Raw genomic sequence first — 16,193 nt, 5'->3', positions numbered from 1 at the left:
CCACGCCGCGGGTCGGCGTCAGGCCGGTGCGTACCGGTAGTGGTAGCGGTGGTGCTCGATGAGGCCCGCCTGCCGGTAGAGCGCCCGCGCGGGGGTGTTGGACGCCGACACCTGCAGGTACAGCCACTGGGCGCCGCGCCGAGCACCCCAGCGCTGCAGCGCGGCCATGACGGCGGTCGCCAGCCCCTGCCGGCGGTACCGCTCTTCGACGGTGACCGCGGCGACGCCGAGCCAGCCGTCGGTGACCACCCCGCGGGCGACGGCGGCCAGCGGGGCCGGCGGCGGGTCGAGGCGCACCGAGGCGAAGACGACGTCCTCGGCGTTGACGAGCACGCCGCGGGCGGTGGGCGGCAGCGGCCGGCCGCGGTGCCGGTAGCCGGCCAGCCAGGCGTCGTCCGGCTCGGGGGAGAGGTCGACCGGGACGCCGTCGGCCGGCACCGGCGTGAGCGGCCCGGTCAGCACCAGCACGTCCTCGTCGCGCTCCCACCCGGCCACGGCGAAGGCGTCGTCGGCGGCGCGGGACTGGCGGCCCGGCAGCATCGCGCACGGCCGCAGCCCGCGGTCGGTGTACCAGCGCGTGACGGCGTCCACCGCGTCGGGCAGCGGCATGCCGGGGTCGCCGACGACCAGCGCGGAGTTGGCCCGGCCGGTGAAGCCGCCACCCGCGCGCAGCAGCCACTCGCCGAGCGGGGCCTCCTCCGCGCCGCGCCAGCCGCGGGTGGCCAGGCGCTCGAGGCCTGCGACGTCGAGGGGTGACCGGCTCTGTCCCACGGTCCGATCCTGCGCCGTCGGCACGGGGGCCATCCGACGGGGTCTCACCCGGCCGGGGTCGACCGGGCCACCCGTTCCGTTTCACGAGAGCGCCACGGGCCATACTTGAGGCCAGAGACGACCGGCCGTCGCGCCGGCGGAGCAGCCCCGCACGTCCCCGGGAGGGAACACCCGTGACCTACGTCATCACCCAGGCCTGCGTCGACGTCCTCGACAAGGCGTGCATCGACGAGTGCCCGGTGGACTGCATCTACGAGGGCGACCGGATGCTCTACATCCACCCCGACGAGTGCGTCGACTGCGGCGCCTGCGAGCCGGTGTGCCCGGTGGAGGCCATCTACTACGAGGACGACGTCCCGGACAAGTGGAAGGACTTCTACAACGCCAACGTGGAGTTCTTCTCCGACCTGGGCAGCCCCGGTGGTGCCGCCAAGACCGGCAAGATCGGCAAGGACCACCCGCTCGTGGCCGCGCTGCCGCCGCAGGGTGAGGGTCACTGACGACCACCACCCCGGGGACGGCGGCCGGTCGGCTGCCCGACTTCCCCTGGGACTCGCTGAGAGCAGCGCGGGCCGAGGCGGCCGGGCACCCCGGCGGCGTCGTCGACCTCTCCATCGGGACGCCGGTCGACGACACGCCTGACCTGCTGGCCACCGCCCTGGCCGGTGCGGGCAACGCGCCGGGGTACCCGACCGCGCTCGGCGCCGCCGCGCTGCGTACCGCGGCGGCCGGCTGGCTGCAGCGCCGGCTGGGCGTGCGGCTGGCCGACCCGCTCGGCGCCGTCCCCTCCGTGATCCCCACCGTCGGGTCCAAGGAGCTGGTCGCGCTGCTGCCGACCCTGCTCGGGCTGCGCGGCGCCGGCTCGGTGCTGATCCCCGAGGTCGCCTACCCGACGTACGAGGTCGGTGCGGTGCTGGCCGGGCTCACCGTGCGGCGGACCGACACCCCACCGGACGACGCCGCCGGCGTGGTCCTGGTGTGGCTGAACTCGCCGGGCAACCCGCACGGCCGGGTGCTGACCGACGAGGAGCTGCGCGCCTGGGTGGCGTGGGGCCGCGCGCACGGCGTGCCGGTGGTCGCCGACGAGTGCTACGTCACCCTGGGGTGGGACGTCGAGCCGCGCTCGGTCCTGCACCCGTCGGTCGCGGGGGACGACCACACCGGGCTGCTCGCGGTGCACTCGCTGTCCAAGCAGTCGACCGCCGCGGGGTACCGCGCAGGGCTGCTCTCGGGCGACCCGGCGCTGGTCCGCCAGGTGTGGGAGGTGCGCCGGCACCTCGGGCTGCTGGTGCCCACGCCGGTGCAGGCCGCGATGACCGCCGGGCTGGCCGACGACGCCCACGTCGACGAGCAGCGGGAGCGCTACCGCGCCCGCCGCGACCGGTTGGCCGCCGCCGTCCGGGCCGCCGGCGCGCGCATCGACCACTCCGAGGCCGGGCTGTACCTGTGGGTCACCCGCGACGAGGACTGCTGGACGACGATCGACTGGCTCGCGGGTCTGGGCATCGTGGCCGCCCCGGGCTCCTTCTACGGCCCGGCGGGTGGGCGGCACGTGCGCATGGCGCTCACCGCCACCGACGAGCGGATCGACGCCGCCGTGGAGCGCCTCGCCGGCTGAGCGGGGGCACCACCGGCCCGGCTCAGCCGCAGAGCACGGTGTCGAGGTCGAGCGCGGCCACCAGCTCGACGGCCACGCCCTCGTGCTTCTGGTAGGCCTCCGGGAACGCCGAGCGCTGCACGGCATCGGCTGCCTCGGTCAGCCGGCGGGTGTCCCACCCGGGGACCTGCACCAGGCCGTCGTAGAACTTCCCGGCGGCGTAGACGGGGTCCTGCACCTGCGCGGGCGTCCCCCAGCCCTGCGAGGGGCGCTGCTGGAACAGGCCGAGGGAGTCCCGGTCGCCGTAGTCGAGGTTGCGCAGCCGGGACTCCTGCATCGCCGTGGCCAGGGCGATGACGACGGCCCGCTCCGGCAGGCCGCGTTCGTGACCGACCTGCGCGATGGTCCGGGCGTTGCCGATCTGCTCGCCGGTGAGCCGGATGCCGGTCGCCGGCAGCGTGCACTCCGCGGTCGCCATCGGGACGTCCTCCCCGTCGGCGTGGACCGAGAGCGCCACGAGCGCGACCACGGCGAGCACTGCCGCGAGCCACCCCCAGGACGCCGCGGTCCGCGTGGGCCCACGGCGGACCGGGGCGGGCCGTCCGGACGGGCGGCGCCGGGCAGCCGGGCGGCGCGCCGGCGGCCGGCGCGCGGACGTCGTCCGCCGTGCCGTCGCGCTGCGTGTGCTGCTCATCGTCCGCGACTGTAGGGGCGGATCCTGGACGGATCCTGGACTCGCGGCAGTGGTGTCGTACCCGCAGGGTCCCGCCGGCCCCGTCCAGAGGCTCGCCGCGAGCCTGGTGACGTGCTGGAACGGCCACCCTCCAGGGTCCCGCGCCGAGCTCGCGAGGCGTGGGGGGAAGGGTGGTCCTTCAATTGCTGTGCAGCGCCGCGTTCAGCTCGCCCCAGGTGCCGGTCCGCGGCAGGGCCTCCAGCGCACCGGAGACCGAGTTGCGCCGGAACAGCAGCCCGTCGCGCCCGGAGAGCTCGGCGGCCTTCACCACCGAGCCGTCGGGCAGGGTCACCCGCGAGCCGGCGGTCACGTAGCAGCCGGCCTCCACGACGCAGTTGTCGCCGAGGGAGATGCCGATGCCCGCGTTGGCGCCCAGCAGGCAGCCCGAGCCGATCGAGACGACCTCCTTCCCGCCGCCGGAGAGGGTGCCCATGATCGAGGCGCCGCCGCCGATGTCGCTGTCGGCGCCGACGACGACGCCCGCGCTGATCCGGCCCTCGACCATCGACGGCCCGAGGGTGCCGGCGTTGTAGTTGACGAAGCCCTCGTGCATGACCGTCGTCCCCTCGGCCAGGTGGGCGCCCAGCCGCACGCGGTCGCCGTCGGCGACGCGGACGCCGGAGGGGATGACGTAGTCCACCATCCGCGGGAACTTGTCGACGCCGAACACCGTCACGTGGCCCAGCGCCGCGCGCAGCCGGTGGACGTTGAACGTCGCCGCCTCGACCGGGCCGGCGCTGGTCCAGGCCACGTTGGTCAGCAGGCCGAAGACGCCGTCCATGTTGATGCTGCGCGGGGTCACCAGCCGGTGGGAGAGCAGGTGCAGCCGCAGCCAGACGTCGTGGGTGTCGGTGGGCGGCGCGGCGAGGTCCGGGATGACCGTCCGGACGGCGATCACCTCGACGCCGCGTGACTCGTCGCTGCGGACCAGGCCGCCGTAGTCGGGGCCGAGCTCGCCGGAGATCTCGAGCGCACCCAGCCGGGTGGTGCCGGGGCGCGCGCCCTCGGACGCGCCGAGCCGCGGCTCGGGGTACCAGGTGTCGAGCACCGTCCCGGTGGGGGTGACGGTGGCCAGACCGGCGGCGACGGCGGAGAGCGGGGCGGAGTCGGTCACGGGGACGACGCTACCGAGCGCCGGTCCCGCGCTGCCGACTCGGTCGGGGGCCGGGGTCCCACGGCCCGACAGCCGGCGATGATCAGGTCAGCTGGTCGTTCGAGGTCCGGGCTCGGCACCAGTCGTGAGCCCGGACCCGGAGCGGTGAGCCAGGACGGCGGGACCCGACGCGTCGGCGCGCTTGGGTGAACGGTGGGCGACGGGCCGGTGCCGCTGGCGCGCTGTGGCGGCTCGGTCACGGCGCCACCGTAGGCTCGGGAGTCGTGACCGACCTGCCCCCGCTGGACCCCGCGGCCGACGTCCTGACGCTCACCCGCGCGCTGGTCGACGCGCCGTCGGTGTCGGGCGGCGAGGGCCCCCTCGCCGACGCCGTCGAGGCGGCGCTGCGGGCGCTCGGCGGTCTGGAGGTCGAGCGGGTCGGCGACGCGGTCCTCGCGCGGACCGACCTCGGCCGGCCCACCCGGGTGGTCCTCGCCGGTCACCTGGACACCGTGCCGATCGCCGACAACGTCCCCAGCCGCCTCGACGAGGCCACCGGCCGGCTCTACGGCTGCGGCACCAGCGACATGAAGGCCGGCGACGCGGTGATGCTGCGGCTGGCCGGGCGCTTCGGTGTCCCCGGCGCCGAGCCCGCCCACGACCTGACGTTCGTCTTCTACGACAACGAGGAGGTCGAGGCCGTGAAGAACGGCCTCGGCCGGGTGGTGCGGGAGCGCCGCGGCTGGCTCTACGGCGACCTGGCGATCCTGCTCGAGCCCACCGACGGCGAGATCGAGGGTGGCTGCCAGGGCACCCTGCGGGCGGTGCTGGAGGTCCCCGGCCGGCGCGCCCACAGCGCCCGCAGCTGGCTCGGGGTCAACGCGATCCACGGCGCGGCCGGCATCCTCGCCACCCTCGCGGCCTACGAGGCGCGGGAGGTCGACATCGACGGCTGCGTCTACCGCGAGGGGCTCAACGCCGTCCGCATCGAGGGCGGCGTGGCCGGCAACGTCGTCCCGGACGCCTGCACGGTGACGGTGAACTTCCGCTACGCGCCCGACCGCGACGAGGACGCCGCCGAGGCGCACGTCCGCGAGGTCTTCGCCGACGCGCTCGCCGCCGGGGTGACGCTGACCGTCGTCGACAACGCCGGCGGGGCCCTGCCGGGGCTGGCCGACCCCGCGGCCGCGGCCTTCGTGGCCGCCGTCGGGCGCCCGGCCCGCGCCAAGCTCGGCTGGACCGACGTCGCCCGCTTCGCCGCGTTCGGCATCCCGGCCCTCAACTACGGCCCCGGGGACCCGCAGCTGGCCCACACCCGCGAGGAGCACGTCCTCGTCGACCGGCTGCAGCCGGCCGAGGACGCGCTCGTCGCCTACCTGTCGACGCCCACGGACCAGGAGCGCGCATGACCACCACGCCCGAGCCCGCCAACGCCCGCAAGCCCCGGCCCACCCGCCACCGCGGCCCGGTGATGCTGCGCGGTGGCGAGCCGGACCCCCGCCTGCAGGGGACGACGACCGACGCGCGGCTGCTCGACCGCCGCGGTCCGACCGACTGGGTGCACACCGACCCGTGGCGCGTCCTGCGCATCCAGAGCGAGTTCGTCGAGGGCTTCGGGCTGCTGGCCGAGCTGCCGCGCGCGGTGAGCGTCTTCGGCAGCGCCCGCACCCCCCAGGACTCGCCGCACTACGCCTCGGGCGTGGCGATCGGCGCGGCGCTGGCCGAGGCCGGCTACGCGGTCATCACCGGCGGCGGTCCGGGCGCGATGGAGGCGGCCAACCGCGGCGCGTCGGAGGCCGGCGGGCTCTCGGTCGGTCTGGGCATCGAGCTGCCGTTCGAGCAGGAGCTCAACGAGTGGGTCGACGTCGGCATCGCGTTCCGCTACTTCTTCGTCCGCAAGACGATGTTCGTGAAGTACGCGCAGGCCTTCGTCATCCTGCCCGGCGGCTTCGGCACCCTCGACGAGCTGTTCGAGGCGCTCACCCTGGTGCAGACCCGCAAGGTGACCCGCTTCCCGGTGGTGCTGTTCGGGTCGGAGTACTGGTCGGGGCTGGTCGACTGGCTCCGGACGACGATGGTGCCCGCGGCCACCATCAAGGACACCGACCTGGACCTGTTCACGGTGACCGACGACGTCGACGAGGTCGTGCGGATCGTCCAGGAGGCCGAGAAGGCGCGGCAGGCCGGCGACAACGGCGGCGGGATGCGGGCCTTCCCGGTCGACGACAGCCCCAGCGACGCGTGATGACACCCGAGGGAAGGGCCTGAGGTCGCGGTGCTCGAGGCGGTCGTCTTCGTCCTCACCGTCGCGGTGGTCGGCGGGCTGCTGTTCCTCGGCGGCTCGGTGCTGCTCGGCCGGGGGGAGACCCAGCCGCCGGCCGATCCGGACCGCTCGCCGCTGGAGCTGCCCGAGGACCGGCCGGTCACCGCGGACGACGTCCGCGGGGTGCGCATGTCGGTGACCGTCCGGGGCTACCGGATGACCGAGGTCGACTGGCTGCTCGAGGAGCTGGCGCAGGCGCTCGAGGAGCGCGACGCGGAGGTCGCGGCGCTGCGCGCCCGGCTGGAGGAGGCCGGGCGTGCGCCCGGCTCGGACGACGCCCCGGCGGGCGGGAACGGAGCGCGGACCGATGCGTGAACTGGTGGAGCGGGTGGTCGTGGACGCCCCGCCGCAGCAGGTGTGGGCGGCGCTCACCGACTGGACCCGCCAGGGCGAGTGGATGCTGCTGACCGACGTCGAGGTCACCGGCGGGGACCCGCACGCGGTCGGCGGCCGGCTGGCGGCGCGCACCGGCCTGCCCGTGCGGGGACGGCGCCTGGGCGTGCTGGACACGATGGTCGTCACCGAGTGGGACCCGCCGCGGCGCGCCGTCGTCCAGCACACCGGTCGGATCATCCGCGGGCCGGGCACCTTCGAGGTCACGCCGCAGGGCGCGGGCTCGCTGGTGACGTGGACCGAGCAGCTGTGGCTGCCCTTCGGGCTGCTCGGGCAGGCCGGCTGGCCGCTGGTCAAGCCGGCCGCGGTGGCCGGCGTCCGCCTCTCGCTGAAGCGCTTCGCCGACTTCGCCCGGCGCTACACCGGCCGCGCTTGACCCGGCCCCTGGGGCCGGTCCGAGGGTGAGCGGCGTGGACGAGCACCTGCTGCGGGTCGGGGAGTTCCTGCGCCGCACCCGGCTGTCGCCCAAGGCGCTGCGGCTCTACGGCGCCCGCGGGCTGCTCGTGCCCGCGCGCGTCGACGGGCACTCCGGTCACCGCTGGTACGCCCCGTCGCAGGTGGCCCGCGCCCGGCTGGTCGGGCTGCTGCGCCAGGCCGGCATGCCGCTCGCGCGGGTGCGGGAGGTGGTCGACCTCGAGCCGGCCGACCGGCTGGCCGCGGTCGACCACTGGTGGGCCGGCGTCGAGGACGACGTCGCCCTCCGGCGGGCGCTCGTCCGCTCCCTGCACCGGCGACTCGCCGGCGACGACGACCCCCCGGAGGCCCCCGTGCACGACGTCGCCCTGCGCACCACCGACGAGGCCACGCTGCTGACCACGCAGCGGCGGCTGACCGTCGAGGAGCTCGGCACCTTCATCGGCGACGCCGCCCGCGCCCTCGAGGAGCACCTCGCGGCGTCGGGTGCGACCCGCGCCGGCGCGCTGCGGGTCGTCTACCACGGCATGGTCACCGCCGACAGCGACGGCCCGGTGGAGGTCGCCGTCCCGTTCGCGGGCACGGTGCGGCCGGCGGGGGAGCTGCGGGTGCGGCGGCAGCCGGCCGGTCGCGAGGCGGTCACCGTGCTGACCCGCGCCGAGGCGGAGTTCCCGCGCATCCTCGACGCCTACGACGCCGTCGCCCGCTGGTGCGACGCCGCCGGGCTGGAGCGCACCGGCAGCCCCGTCGAGGTGTACCTCGGCGGCCGGGACGTCGTCCCCGACGAGCCGCACCTCGAGGTGACCTGGCCGGTCAGCTGAGGGCGTCTCGCCGGGTGCGGGCGAAGGCCAGCGCCTCGCGCGCCAGCGGCAGGTCGGTGGCCGGCTCGCCGTCGGCCAGCGCGACCCACTCGCGGTAGGGCCGGCCCCGGCCGCCGAACGGCCCGCCGCGCCCGTCGGCGCACAGTGCGGCCACGCGGTCCTCGGGCAGCTTGAGCACCAGCGCGCCGCGCACCACCATCGCGAACGCCGCGCCGTCGACCTTCAGGGCCCGGGACCCGAACCGGCGCGGAACGGTGGGGTCGGGGAGCGTCACGTCCGGCTCGCCGGCGAGGGTGTCGACGAGGGCGGCGAGGCGGTCGGCGGCGTCCACCCGCTCATGCTGCCCCGACGGCCGCCGCCGCGGGTGCTCCCGCGGCCCGGACGGCGGCGCGGCTGGTGTACCAGCGCCGCCACAGCACCGCGGCGACCACCAGGGTGACGAGGGTGCCGCCGTCCCACATGAGCCGCGCGCCCTCCGCGGCGTGCGCCACCCCGGGCAGGGGCGCGGCGTAGAGCCACTTCGCCAGGACGTCGTGGGCGGCCGCGCCGGCGGCCAGCGCGGCGGCGCGCACGCCGACCCCGCGACGGTGCGGCGCCGGGTCGACGGCCAGCACCGCGGCGGTGGCGAGGTACCCGCTGACCAGCACGTGCAGCGCCACGAGCGCGCCCAGGGCCGGCTGGTGGACGACGGCGGCGTGCAGCCCGGTGCCGTACAGCAGCCAGAGCCCGGCGGCGTTGGCCGGGACGGCGACCAGCGGGTCGCCCGCCCAGCGCAGCGGCGGGGTCCGCAGCAGGCGGGCCAGCCGCCGGGCCGCGTCGACCGGCAGCGTCCGCAGCGCCAGGGTGACCGGGGCGGCCAGCACCAGCAGCAGCGGCGCGACCATGCCCAGCAGCAGGTGTCCGGCCATGTGGGTGCGCAGGTCGCCGTGGGCGGTCGAGAGCACGACCCCGACCCCGGCCGCGGCCAGGCCGGTCAGCCAGGACGTCGTCCGCCGCAGGGGCCAGGGCGTGCGCCAGCCGGCCGCCACGTACAGCGCGCCGGCGGCCAGCAGCGCCAGGACGGCCAGCCCGGTCACCGGGCCGCACGGCGGCGGGCGCGCAGCAGCAGCGCCGCGCCGGCGGCGAGGAGGACGACGGCCGAGGCGTTCCAGGCCAGGTCGTAGCCGGTGAGGTCGACGCCGTAGCGGACCTGGTGCACCCGCAGCAGCTTGTGGTCGACCACGCCGTCCCACAGCTGGAAGGCGCCGGCACCCAGCAGTACCAGTGCCCACCACCGGCTGACGTCGAGGGCACCGCGGCGGCGGAGGTCGGCCAGCAGGGCCAGCCCGGCGACGACGGCCGAGAGCGAGGCCGCGTGCAGCAGCCCGTCGGAGACCAGGCCCGCCGTGCCCCCGGCGCGGTCGTAGAAGGAGTGCCAGGCCAGCAGCTGGTGGAAGACGATCTCGTCGACCGAGCCCATGAGGCCGGCGCCGAACAGCAGCCCCGAGGCCGTCAGCCGCCGTCCGGACGGGGGAGGAGCGCGCACCGTCGGGCGGTGCCCGGTGCGAGGGACGGGAAACGCCCGGGCAGGATGGCGGGGTGCGGGAGTGCGGCGAGGCGCGGGGGCAGCGGTGAGCCGGCGGGGCTGGGCGCTGTTCCTGGCGATGTCGCTGATCTGGGGCGTGCCGTACCTGCTGATCAAGGTGGCCGTCGAGGAGCTGCCGCCCGTGGTCGTCGTCTTCGGCCGGTGCGTGCTCGGCGCGGCGCTGCTGCTGCCCTGGACGGTCGCCCGCGGCCAGCTGCGCCCGGCGCTGCGGCGCTGGCGGCCGCTGCTGGCCTTCACCGTGCTGGAGATGACCGGCCCGTGGCTGCTGCTGGCCTACGCCGAGCAGACGCTGTCGAGCTCGCTCACCGGCCTGCTCGTCGCCGGGGTGCCGTTCGTGGCCGCGCTGGCCGGCCGGCTGACCGGCGAGGAGGAGCGGCTCGGCCGCGTCCGGTTGCTCGGCATGGGTCTGGGCGTGGCCGGCATCGCCGTGCTGCTCGGCCTGGACGTGGAGGGCATCGCGCCGCTGCCGCTGCTCGCGGTCGCGCTGGTCGTCGTCGGGTACGCCACCGCGCCGCTCATCGTCAGCCGCGCGCTCCCCGACGTGCCGGGCGTGGCCGCCAGCGCGGTGGCGCTCACCGTCACCGCGCTGGTCTACGCACCGTTCGCCGTCCCCCGGCTGGGCGCGGCCGCGCGGGCGCCCGCCGACGCGCTGATGGCCGTGCTCGTCCTCGGGGTCGTGTGCACCGCCGTGGCGCTGGCGCTGTTCTTCGCGCTGATCCGCGAGGTCGGCCCTCAGCGCGCGCTGGTCATCACCTTCCTCAACCCGGCCGTGGCGGTGCTGCTCGGCGTGCTGCTGCTCGACGAGCCGTTCACCCTCGGCCTCGCGGTCGGCCTGCCGGTCGTCGTGCTCGGCTGCGTGCTGGCCACCCGCCGCAGCCCGGTGCGCCGCGACCGCACCGAGCTGGGGGACGTGGACGCCGCCGTCCCCTGAGTCCCCCGTCCGGGTGGGGCCGTCGGGCTCGCCTCAAGCAACGTCCCGGTGCGTGTCGAGGACGACTCCGGCACCCGCCGGTCCGCGGGCGCCTCCGGCAGGAGGGACGCGACAGATGCGCGACGCCGGGGCTGCTCAGCGCGCAGCCGGGCGCTCCCGGAGCCGCCTGCTGCGGCTGCTGGCCGTCGTCCTCGCCGTGCTCGCCGTGGCGCTGGGCGGGCAGCCCGTGCCCGCACCGCGGCTGGAGACGGTGAGCACCCAGGACCCGGCGCCACCGGCGAGCGTCGTGGTGACCGGTACCGACCGGGCCCTGGCCGTCACCTGGACCGCGTCGGCCGAGACCGCCACGAGCGGCTACCAGGTGTTCGTGGACGCCGAGACGACGCCCCGGGTCACGACGAACGCCGCCACCCGGACCGCGACCCTGACCGGGCTGGTCAACGGCCGGGAGTACACGGTCACCGTCCGCACCGTGACCAGCGAGGTCGTGTTCCTCTTCCCCACCACGTACGTGGGCCAGGCCAGCACCCCCGTCCGCGGCACGCCGCGGGACACCGTCGCACCGGCCGCCCCCACCGGCGTGATGGCTGCGCGCGGCGACGGGCGGGTCGACCTCACCTGGACGGCGAACGGCGAGCCCGACGTCGCCGGCTACCGCGTGCTGCGCGACGGCGCCGTCCTCACCACGGTGACCGGGACGGCCTACACCGACACCGCCGTCGTCAACGACACGACGTACGGCTACGCGCTGGTCGCCGTCGACACCTCGGGCAACGCCTCGGGGCCGTCCGGGGCCGCGGCGGCGCGGCCCCCCGACCTGACGCCTCCGGCCGTGCCGGCCGGGTTCACCGCCGTCCGCGGCGACGGGCAGGTCTCCCTCTCCTGGACGGCGGGTCCCGAGCCCGACCTGGCCGGTCACGTGCTGCTGCGCGACGGTGTGGAGATCGCGACACCGGCCGGGTCGACGTACACCGATCCCGGGCTGGCCAACGACTCGACGTACGCCTACGCGCTGGTCGCGGTGGACGCCCACGGCAAGCGCTCCGGCTCCGCCACGGCGAGCGCCACGCCCACCGACCTCACCCCGCCGCCCGCCCCGACCGGCGTGACGGGGGTGGACACCGTCACCGGCGCCGTCGTCCGCCTGGGACGGGGCAGACGACGGTGTGGGAGCACCAGGTCGAGCTCGCGACCCGACCGGCCGCTACGCCCTCTACGCCACGACTGCGGCGGCGCTGCCGGCCGACACCAACGGGCACACCGACCACTACCGGCGCGACCTCGACGGCGGCATCCCGGGGCCGCTCGTGCTGGTGACCGCCGACGCCTCCGGGCGCCCCACCACCGGCCCCACCGGCGCGATCACTCCGGCCGAGTACGGGCGGCTGGTGGCGGTCACCGGCGACCGGGTGCTGGTGACGACGTCGCAGCCGCTGACCGCGGCCGACGTCAACCGGCTGCGCGACCTCTACACCAAGGACCTGCGGACCGGCGCCGTGGGCGTGGGCCTGGGCTGAGCGCCGTCGTCGGTGGTGGTGGCTAGCGTGCCTGGCGTGGACGAGCGCATCCGCTGTGACTGGGCGAACAGCGCGCCGGAGTACGTGACCTACCACGACGAGGAGTGGGGGACGCCGTTGCACGGCGACGACGCCCTCTTCGAGCGGCTCTGCCTCGAGGCGTTCCAGTCCGGGCTGTCCTGGATCACCATCCTGCGCAAGCGCCCGGCGTTCCGCGCCGCCTTCGCCGGCTTCTCGGTCGACGCGGTGGCGGCGTTCGGCCCGGACGACGAGGCGCGGCTGCTCGCCGACGCCGGCATCGTCCGCAACCGCGCCAAGATCGCTGCCGCCATCTCCAACGCCCGCGCCGCGCAGCGGGTCCCGGAGGGGCTCTCGGCGCTGCTGTGGTCCTTCGCGCCGACGGTCCCGCGGCCCCGCCCGACGACCCTGGCCGACGTCCCGGCGACCAGTCCGGAGTCGACCGCGATGGCCCGCGAGCTCAAGCGCCGCGGCTTCGTCTTCGTCGGCCCGACGACGGCCTACGCCCTCATGCAGGCCACCGGGATGGTCGACGACCACGTGGCGTCCTGCTTCCGCGCGCGGTGACCTGCTGGAACGGCCCTCCTGCAGGGTCCCGCCCCGAACCTGGTGACGTGCTGGAACGGCCACCCTCCAGGGGCCCGCGCCGAGCGTGCGAGGCGTGGGGGGAAGGGTGGTCCTTCTCCCCTCGGGTTGGACCTGCGCCGGGGATACGGGATCATGTGAGCGGCGCTCACAGCATCGACGACGCCGTGCGCAGCCCACGGGCTGCGCACGGCCGACGAAGGAGGCACGCATGGCGGCCATGAAGCCGCGCACGGGTGAAGGTCCCCTCGAGGTCACCAAGGAAGGGCGCGGCCTGGTCATGCGCGTTCCGCTCGAAGGCGGCGGCCGTCTCGTCGTCGAGTTGTCGCCCGACGAGGCCGCGGCCCTCTCCGAGGCACTGAAGGGCGCGACCAGCTGAACACCGCAGCGCACCTGCCCCCGGGCAGCCCCGCGCAGCGCGACACGGCCCCGGCCGCCGGCAGCACGCCGGCGACCGGGGCCGCACCGTTGCCGCGGGTCGAGGTCCTGTCCACCCTCCCGGCGCTGGGTGAGGACGACGTCCTCGCCGTGCCGGTCGGCAGCGGCACCGCCCTGCCCGGCTGGCTGACCGGGCCGGACGCGCCGGTCGACGCGGGGCTCCTCGCCGGCGCGATGGCCGACACCGGCAACACCGGCCGCCCGGGCGACATCACCAACCTGCCGGTGCCCGGTCGCCGCCCGCGCAGCGTGGTCGCCGTCGGGGTCGGCGACGCGACGCTGCCGGACCTGCGCGGCTACGTGGCCACCGCCGTCCGGCGAGCGCAGACCCTCGCCGAGCACGGCGCGCGCCGGCTGGTGCTGGCGCTGGACGACGCGGCGGCCCCCGCGGGCGCCGAGGAGGTCCGCGCCGCCGTCGAGGCCGCGCTGCTGGCCGGTTACCGCTTCCGGGAGACCTCCACGCCGCACCCGCCGCGGCTGGAGACGGTCACGGTCGTCGCCGCCGACGGCGCCGACCCCGCGGTGACCGCCGCCGCGCGGGCCGGCGAGGTCACCGGGCACGCGGTCGCCTGGGCCCGGGACCTGGTCAACACGCCCAGCAACACGAAGGACCCGGCGTGGCTCGCCGCCGAGGCGGGGGAGCGGCTCGCCGGCCTCGACCACGTCTCCGTGCACGTGCTCGATCCCGACGACCTGCGGGCCGGGGGCTTCGGCGGCGTGCTCGCCGTCGGCGGCGGCTCGGCGTCCCCGCCGCGGGTCATCGTGGCGTCCTACCGGCCGCCGGGTGCCACGCCCGGCCACCCCGTGCTGGTGGGCAAGGGCATCACCTTCGACACCGGCGGCATCTCGATCAAGCCCAACGCCGGCATGCGCGAGATGAAGACCGACATGGCCGGGGGCGCCGCCGTCCTCGCCGCGGTCGACGCCGCCGCCCGCCTCGGGCTGCCGGTCGCCGTCACCGCCGTCGTCCCGGCCGCGGAGAACGCCGTCTCCGGCTCGTCCTACCGCCCGGCCGACGTCGTCCGGCACGTCGGCGGCCGGACGACGGAAGTGCTCAACACCGACGCCGAGGGCCGCATGGTGCTCGCCGACGGCCTGGCGTGGGCGCGGCTGGAGCTCGGCGCCACCGTGCTGGTCGACGTCGCCACGCTGACCGGGGCGATGAAGGTCGCGCTCGGCACCCGGACCGCGGGGTTGTACGCGACCACCGACGGGCTGGCCGACGCGCTGCGCACCGCCGCCGGGCACGCCGGCGAGGCGGTGTGGCGGATGCCGCTGGCCGAGGAGCACGCCGACCTGCTGGAGAGCACCGTCGCCGACGCGAACAACGCACCGGGCAACCCGGGCGGCACCACCGCCGCGCTGTTCCTGCGCCCCTTCGCCGGGGACCTGCCGTGGGCGCACCTGGACGTCGCGGGGCCGGCCCGCGCCGGGTCCGACGACGCCGAGGTGGTCAAGGGCGGCACCGGTTTCGGCGCCCGCACCCTGCTGCGCTGGCTGGAGGCCGGCGCCCCGGTGGACGCGCCCGTGGTGGTCGACTGATGGCCGAGGAGGGCGTCGTCTTCCCGGCCGGGCCGGACGGGCGGCGCAGCACCGGGGCGCTCGGCCGGGCCGTGGTCGCCGACGCGCTGCGCCCGGTCGACCCGGCCGGCGCCGGCGCGGCCGAACGGGAGACCAACTGGCGAGCCGGGTACCTGCCGCACTTCCGCCGGCTGGTGGAGGCCGGGCTGGTCTCACGGGAGGCGGCACTGGCGATCGCCGACGCGGGCCTGGCCTCGCTGCACCGGCGGATGCGGGTGGCCGGCCCGGACGGCGAGGAGACCGGCCTGGGCGACCTGGCCGGCGCGCCCGCCGGCCGCGCCCTCGCCACCGCGGAGGTCGCCGGCACCGCCGAGCCGGAGGGGGAGCTGTCGCTGCCCTTCCGCGGCGAGCGGCTGCGCGGCGACGCGCTGCTGCGCCGGCTGGACACCTGGGTCGAGTGCGGCGTCCTCGAGCCCTCGGCCGCCGAGGCGGTGCGCACCGTCGTCGCGCACCCGGAGTGGCTCGCGCTGCCGGACACCACCGTCGTCGTGCTCGGTGCCGGTGCCGAGATGGGGCCGCTGACCGCGCTGCTGCGCTGGGGCGCCCGGGTGGCCGGGGTCGACCTGCCCCGCCCGGCGCTGTGGGAGCGGGTGCTCGACACCGCCCACCGTGGCGCCGGCACGCTGCTGTACCCCGATGGCGGGGCGGACCTGATCACCGAGGTGCCCGCCGTCGCCGACTGGGTGGCCGGTCTGCCGGGGCGCCCGGTGCTCGGCGACTACGTCTACGCCGACGGCGCCACCAACGTCCGGGTGTCGACGGCGGTCGACGCGCTCACCGTCCGGCTGGCCGCGGCCCGCGACTACGTCGCCCTGGCCTTCCTCGCCACGCCGACCGACGTCTTCGCCGTCCCGCCGGACGCGGTGGCGCAGTCGGTGCGCGCCTACGCCGGGCGATCGCGGACGGCGAAGCTGCTGGGCCGGCCGCTGCGGACCCTGTCGGCCGGGCGGCTGCTGCAGCGGGCGTACCTGCCGGGCAGCGACCCCGGCGTGGTCGACAGCCTGGTGGCGCAGCAGGGTCCGAACTACGCGCTGGCCAAGCGGCTGCAGCGGTGGCGGGCGACGGTGGCCCGGGCCGCCGGGACGACGGTGTCGATGAACGTCGCCCCGCCCACCCGCACCCGCTCGGTGGTGAAGAACCGCGCCCTCGCGGCGGCCTACGCGGGGGCGCACCGGTTCGGCGTCGAGGTGTTCGAGCCCGCGACGTCCAACGTGCTCATGGCCGCGCTGCTGGTGCACGACCTGCACACCGGCGGTGGCCCGGCACACGCGTACCCGTGGCAGGACGAGGCGTACGCCGCGGTGCACGGCGGGCTGTGGCGGTCGGCCTACGCCCCACGCAGCGCGCTCGGCCTGGCCGCCCTGCTCGGCCACGGCGCCGCCCGCAGCTGAGC

General features: G+C 76.7%; 19 protein-coding genes. 13 read left to right on the top strand and 6 right to left on the bottom strand.

Annotated features, from left to right (window positions below; translation table 11 throughout):
- Nucleotides 1-18: 18 nt before the first annotated feature.
- Nucleotides 19-771, bottom strand: a complete 753-nt coding sequence (locus tag ACWIX7_RS07765) for a GNAT family N-acetyltransferase (protein ID WP_448620972.1) — start codon at nucleotides 769-771, stop codon at nucleotides 19-21.
- A gap of 173 nt (nucleotides 772-944) precedes the next feature.
- Between ACWIX7_RS07765 and fdxA the strand changes: the two genes are divergently transcribed.
- Together fdxA and dapC are read left to right on the top strand one after the other, a co-directional pair.
- A complete protein-coding gene (fdxA, locus tag ACWIX7_RS07760) occupies nucleotides 945-1,271 on the top strand; it encodes a ferredoxin (RefSeq protein WP_012947287.1) in 327 nt (108 codons plus the stop codon).
- Nucleotides 1,268-2,389, top strand: coding sequence for a succinyldiaminopimelate transaminase (dapC, locus tag ACWIX7_RS07755; RefSeq protein WP_448622140.1), 1,122 nt, complete (start codon nucleotides 1,268-1,270; stop codon nucleotides 2,387-2,389). The genes fdxA and dapC overlap by 4 nt, the downstream gene beginning before the upstream one ends.
- Nucleotides 2,390-2,411: 22 nt before the next feature.
- Here the strand turns inward: dapC and ACWIX7_RS07750 are convergent, their stop codons facing one another.
- Both ACWIX7_RS07750 and dapD read right to left on the bottom strand, forming a co-directional pair.
- Nucleotides 2,412-3,062: a hypothetical protein gene (locus tag ACWIX7_RS07750; protein WP_448620971.1), complete on the bottom strand. Its 651-nt coding sequence runs from the start codon at nucleotides 3,060-3,062 to the stop codon at nucleotides 2,412-2,414.
- Between the two features lie 178 nt (nucleotides 3,063-3,240).
- The gene (gene dapD / locus ACWIX7_RS07745; protein WP_448620970.1) at nucleotides 3,241-4,215 is read right to left on the bottom strand and encodes a 2,3,4,5-tetrahydropyridine-2,6-dicarboxylate N-succinyltransferase; all 975 of its coding nucleotides are present in this window, start codon (nucleotides 4,213-4,215) and stop codon (nucleotides 3,241-3,243) included.
- A 263-nt stretch (nucleotides 4,216-4,478) separates the two neighbouring features.
- Between dapD and dapE the strand changes: the two genes are divergently transcribed.
- Genes dapE through ACWIX7_RS07720 form a run of 5 tightly spaced genes read left to right on the top strand, consistent with a single transcriptional unit; the run spans nucleotide 4,479 to nucleotide 8,145 of the window.
- Entirely contained in the window at nucleotides 4,479-5,603 is a 1,125-nt protein-coding gene (dapE, locus tag ACWIX7_RS07740; protein WP_448620969.1) for a succinyl-diaminopimelate desuccinylase, read from the top strand.
- Nucleotides 5,600-6,439 carry an LOG family protein gene (locus ACWIX7_RS07735; protein ID WP_448620968.1) on the top strand — a complete coding sequence of 280 codons (840 nt, stop codon included), beginning with the start codon at nucleotides 5,600-5,602 and terminating at the stop codon, nucleotides 6,437-6,439. Before dapE ends, ACWIX7_RS07735 begins: the two co-directional genes overlap by 4 nt.
- A 30-nt stretch (nucleotides 6,440-6,469) precedes the next feature.
- Nucleotides 6,470-6,832 carry a DivIVA domain-containing protein gene (locus ACWIX7_RS07730; protein ID WP_448620967.1) on the top strand — a complete coding sequence of 121 codons (363 nt, stop codon included), beginning with the start codon at nucleotides 6,470-6,472 and terminating at the stop codon, nucleotides 6,830-6,832.
- Complete coding sequence (locus ACWIX7_RS07725) at nucleotides 6,825-7,286, top strand: SRPBCC family protein (protein ID WP_448620966.1); 462 nt, start codon at nucleotides 6,825-6,827, stop codon at nucleotides 7,284-7,286. The genes ACWIX7_RS07730 and ACWIX7_RS07725 overlap by 8 nt, the downstream gene beginning before the upstream one ends.
- Before the next feature lie 34 nt (nucleotides 7,287-7,320).
- Nucleotides 7,321-8,145: a MerR family transcriptional regulator gene (locus ACWIX7_RS07720; protein WP_448620965.1), complete on the top strand. Its 825-nt coding sequence runs from the start codon at nucleotides 7,321-7,323 to the stop codon at nucleotides 8,143-8,145.
- On the opposite strand, the gene ACWIX7_RS07715 is transcribed toward ACWIX7_RS07720, so the two are convergent.
- Genes ACWIX7_RS07715 through ACWIX7_RS07705 form a run of 3 tightly spaced genes read right to left on the bottom strand, consistent with a single transcriptional unit; the run spans nucleotide 8,138 to nucleotide 9,670 of the window.
- Nucleotides 8,138-8,476 (bottom strand): hypothetical protein, encoded by a 339-nt coding sequence (locus ACWIX7_RS07715; protein ID WP_448620964.1) that lies wholly within the window; start codon nucleotides 8,474-8,476, stop codon nucleotides 8,138-8,140. The genes ACWIX7_RS07720 and ACWIX7_RS07715 overlap by 8 nt on opposite strands.
- A 4-nt stretch (nucleotides 8,477-8,480) precedes the next feature.
- Nucleotides 8,481-9,221, bottom strand: coding sequence for a cytochrome c oxidase assembly protein (locus ACWIX7_RS07710; protein WP_448620963.1), 741 nt, complete (start codon nucleotides 9,219-9,221; stop codon nucleotides 8,481-8,483).
- A complete protein-coding gene (locus tag ACWIX7_RS07705) occupies nucleotides 9,218-9,670 on the bottom strand; it encodes a DUF2243 domain-containing protein (RefSeq protein ID WP_448620962.1) in 453 nt (150 codons plus the stop codon). Before ACWIX7_RS07705 ends, ACWIX7_RS07710 begins: the two co-directional genes overlap by 4 nt.
- A gap of 85 nt (nucleotides 9,671-9,755) precedes the next feature.
- On the opposite strand from ACWIX7_RS07705, the gene ACWIX7_RS07700 reads away from it, so the two are divergent.
- The 6 genes from ACWIX7_RS07700 (at nucleotide 9,756) to ACWIX7_RS07675 (ending at nucleotide 16,191) form a co-directional block, all read left to right on the top strand.
- Nucleotides 9,756-10,661 carry a DMT family transporter gene (locus ACWIX7_RS07700; protein ID WP_448620961.1) on the top strand — a complete coding sequence of 302 codons (906 nt, stop codon included), beginning with the start codon at nucleotides 9,756-9,758 and terminating at the stop codon, nucleotides 10,659-10,661.
- A 115-nt stretch (nucleotides 10,662-10,776) separates the two neighbouring features.
- Nucleotides 10,777-12,204 carry a fibronectin type III domain-containing protein gene (locus tag ACWIX7_RS07695; protein ID WP_448620960.1) on the top strand — a complete coding sequence of 476 codons (1,428 nt, stop codon included), beginning with the start codon at nucleotides 10,777-10,779 and terminating at the stop codon, nucleotides 12,202-12,204.
- Between the two features lie 10 nt (nucleotides 12,205-12,214).
- A complete protein-coding gene (locus ACWIX7_RS07690) occupies nucleotides 12,215-12,763 on the top strand; it encodes a DNA-3-methyladenine glycosylase I (protein ID WP_448620959.1) in 549 nt (182 codons plus the stop codon).
- A gap of 229 nt (nucleotides 12,764-12,992) precedes the next feature.
- Nucleotides 12,993-13,160, top strand: a complete 168-nt coding sequence (locus ACWIX7_RS07685; RefSeq protein WP_012947303.1) for a DUF3117 domain-containing protein — start codon at nucleotides 12,993-12,995, stop codon at nucleotides 13,158-13,160.
- A gap of 89 nt (nucleotides 13,161-13,249) precedes the next feature.
- Complete coding sequence (locus tag ACWIX7_RS07680) at nucleotides 13,250-14,761, top strand: leucyl aminopeptidase family protein (RefSeq protein ID WP_448620958.1); 1,512 nt, start codon at nucleotides 13,250-13,252, stop codon at nucleotides 14,759-14,761.
- Nucleotides 14,761-16,191, top strand: a complete 1,431-nt coding sequence (locus ACWIX7_RS07675) for a hypothetical protein (RefSeq protein WP_448620957.1) — start codon at nucleotides 14,761-14,763, stop codon at nucleotides 16,189-16,191. Before ACWIX7_RS07680 ends, ACWIX7_RS07675 begins: the two co-directional genes overlap by 1 nt.
- Nucleotides 16,192-16,193 lie beyond the last annotated feature (2 nt).

The organism is Geodermatophilus sp. URMC 65 (genome assembly GCF_053502545.1).
Note: the sequence above shows the minus strand (reverse complement) of the source record. Positions and strands in the feature narration are given on the sequence as shown.